The following is a 2,776-nucleotide window of genomic DNA, read 5'->3' as shown; positions in this document are numbered from 1 at the left end:
AGAAACATCCTTGCTGTTATAAAGGGAGCTGAAAGAATTTTTCAAGTAGTTTTTTCGCATATGCTAAAACTGATTTGATATGTGAGAAATTTATTATATCTAGAAAACTTGTATGGATTTTCTCCACTTCTGTGGTATTATAAGCCTGTGATCATAAATAAGCAAATATGGACAAATCAGCGTACGAAATCATAGAGCATGAGTATGATGTAGTGGTAGTGGGCGCAGGTGGAGCAGGACTCAGAGCAACGCTTGGAATGGCTGCAACTAACTCTTCAGTTGCTTGCATTTCTAAAATTTTCCCTACACGCAGTCATACAGTTGCAGCACAAGGCGGAATTAGTGCAGCTTTAGGGAACATTGCAGAGGATAGTTGGCGCTGGCATGCGTATGATACAATAAAAGGCTCAGACTGGCTCGGCGATCAAGATGCAATAGAATATATGTGTAAAAACGCTGCTAAAGCTGTCATTGAACTTGAAAACTTTGGCGTACCGTTTTCTCGTACAGAAGATGGCAGAATATACCAGCGTGCCTTCGGTGGAATGACAACTCGTTTTGGTAAAGGAAAATCAGCGCAACGCACCTGTGCGGCAGCAGATAAAACTGGACATGCAATCCTTCACACTCTATATCAGCAGTGTCTTAAGTTCAACGCCGAATTTTTTGTTGAATACTTTGTAATCGACTTAATCATGGATAACGAAACCGGGGCATGCTGTGGGGTTCTTGCCTGGTCACTGTGCGACGGCACACTACATAGATTTCGTGCACATTCGGTGGTGCTGGCAACAGGTGGATATGGGCGTGTTTACTTCTCTGCAACGAGCGCGCATACTTGTACAGGTGATGGTAATGGCATGGTGGTGAGAGCTGGGTTGCCACTTGAAGATATGGAATTTGTGCAATTTCATCCAACAGGAATATATGGTTCAGGATGTTTGATGACGGAAGGATGTCGTGGCGAAGGCGGGTATCTAGTTAATTCTCAGGGCGAAAGGTTTATGGAACGCTATGCACCAAAAGTAAAAGACTTGGCTTCTCGTGATGTGGTAAGTCGGGCAATAACAACTGAAATCAGAGAAGGCAGAGGCGTTGGGCCGAAAAAAGACCATATGTACTTAACTATAGCGCACCTTGATCCAGAAGTAATAAAACTAAGACTTCCAGGAATTAGCGAAACTGCAAAGACTTTTGCAGGGGTTAATGTCACTAAAGATCCAATACCGGTCATCCCAACTGTTCACTACAATATGGGTGGCATTCCAACCAACTATCATGGGGAAGTGATCACGCTAAAGAAAGGTAAGGAAGAAGTAGTAGAAGGATTGTTTGCAATTGGAGAGGCAGCATGCGTTTCTGTGCATGGTGCAAATCGACTTGGCTCTAACTCGCTTCTTGACCTTGTAGTTTTTGGTAGAGCTGCAGCACTCAGAGCGAAAGAGAAGCTAAAGCCTCATGCGCCACACAAAAAACTGCACTCAGATTGTACAAACTGGATAGTGGGTAGATTTAATAAAATGCGATTTGCTTCTGGAGAGCTAAGGGTATCAAAAATACGCAGCGAAATGCAGCACACTATGCAAAAATATGCATCAGTGTTCCGCGCTGCTGAAGTTTTAGAAGAAGGTAAAAAAGCCATAAGAGAAGTAGCAAAAATGATGTCTAACATTGCAATTGAAGATCGCAGTATGATATGGAACAGTGATTTAGTTGAAGCGCTGGAGCTTGCCAACATGATTCCGCAAGCAGTTATCACTATGGAATGCGCAGCTAATCGTGAAGAAAGTAGAGGTGCCCATGCTCGTGAAGATTTCCCAGAGCGCAATGATAAAGACTGGATGAAACATACTATAGCGTGGCTCGAAGAAAAGAAAGGCAGAACCAATGTAAAAATTGATTACAAAAAAGTCGCCGAAAAAACTTTAAGCGATGAGATTGATTTTATCGCCCCGGAGAAGAGAGTTTATTAATTATACTGTTGAGCGTCCTAATTCTGCTGGGTTCGTTATTAATGGATCATCCACTTTGGTAACCGGATTTTTAGGAGATTGATCTAATGGCTTTTGCTCTTCTGATCTTTTAGCTAAATTCTGTTGGTCATTGTCAATAAGGTTCTTCGCTTTGCCAGTTGAATCTTCAAAAAGCTTTCTAATACCACTAAATCCTAAAGTTAAAGTAAAACATATGACCCCTGCAACAGTTATGATAGGAACAGCTACTTCAATTCCAACCTGACCCTGAAAAAATGCAAACACTGCCATTGCAATTATGGTAACTGTTATTGTAATCGCTAACAATTCGCGTGTTCTACTTGCTGGATCTATATATTTTGCAACAGCAGATACTGCTTTTCTTGTAGCAGATAATGTTTTTTCCATAGCAGAACCTGCCTTTTTAAAGCCAGACTGACATTTTTTTGAAGCAGTTCCACAGTGGTATTTTTCCTTAAGCTTCTCTTTTAGTTCTTTAGCTTTCTCCTGTGCTTCGTGTGGAGTCTCTGAATAATCTTTTAGATCTCGTAAAATTAAATAGTACTTTTTAGTATGGAATACTGGATCTTTTAACCACAAAGAACTAGAATTAGCACCATTTTGCAATAATGCTGCACAAAACTTTGTTGTATTGTCATAATTAATTGCCGGATCAAAAATTGTTTCTTGCGATAAGTATTCGATACTTCCTTTTTTTGCTTTTTTCTTTAATACCAATTCTAGAGATGTATCGTCTTTTCTGTTGGTTGCTTTTACAGCTTTTCTCAATTGATTTTCAGATA

1 protein-coding gene and 1 pseudogene are annotated in these 2,776 nt (G+C 40.4%); one reads left to right on the top strand and one right to left on the bottom strand.

Annotated features, from left to right (window positions below):
- Positions 1 to 167 precede the first annotated feature (167 nt).
- Positions 168 to 1,973: a succinate dehydrogenase flavoprotein subunit gene (gene sdhA, locus IHO40_RS04365; protein WP_225536936.1), complete on the top strand. Its 1,806-nt coding sequence runs from the start codon at positions 168 to 170 to the stop codon at positions 1,971 to 1,973.
- On the opposite strand, the pseudogene IHO40_RS04360 reads toward sdhA, so the two are convergent.
- A pseudogene (locus IHO40_RS04360) lies at positions 1,974 to 2,776 on the bottom strand (ankyrin repeat domain-containing protein); the annotation flags it as partial.

Source organism: Wolbachia endosymbiont of Mansonella ozzardi (assembly GCF_020278625.1).
Taxonomy (GTDB): Bacteria; Pseudomonadota; Alphaproteobacteria; order Rickettsiales; family Anaplasmataceae; genus Wolbachia.
This window is presented reverse-complemented; position numbering and strand designations above follow the sequence as displayed.

Coding starts and splice junctions, on each gene's coding strand:
- sdhA (WP_225536936.1), top strand. CDS start 168: ATGGACAAATCAGCGTACGAAATCATAGAGCATGAGTATGATGTAGTG.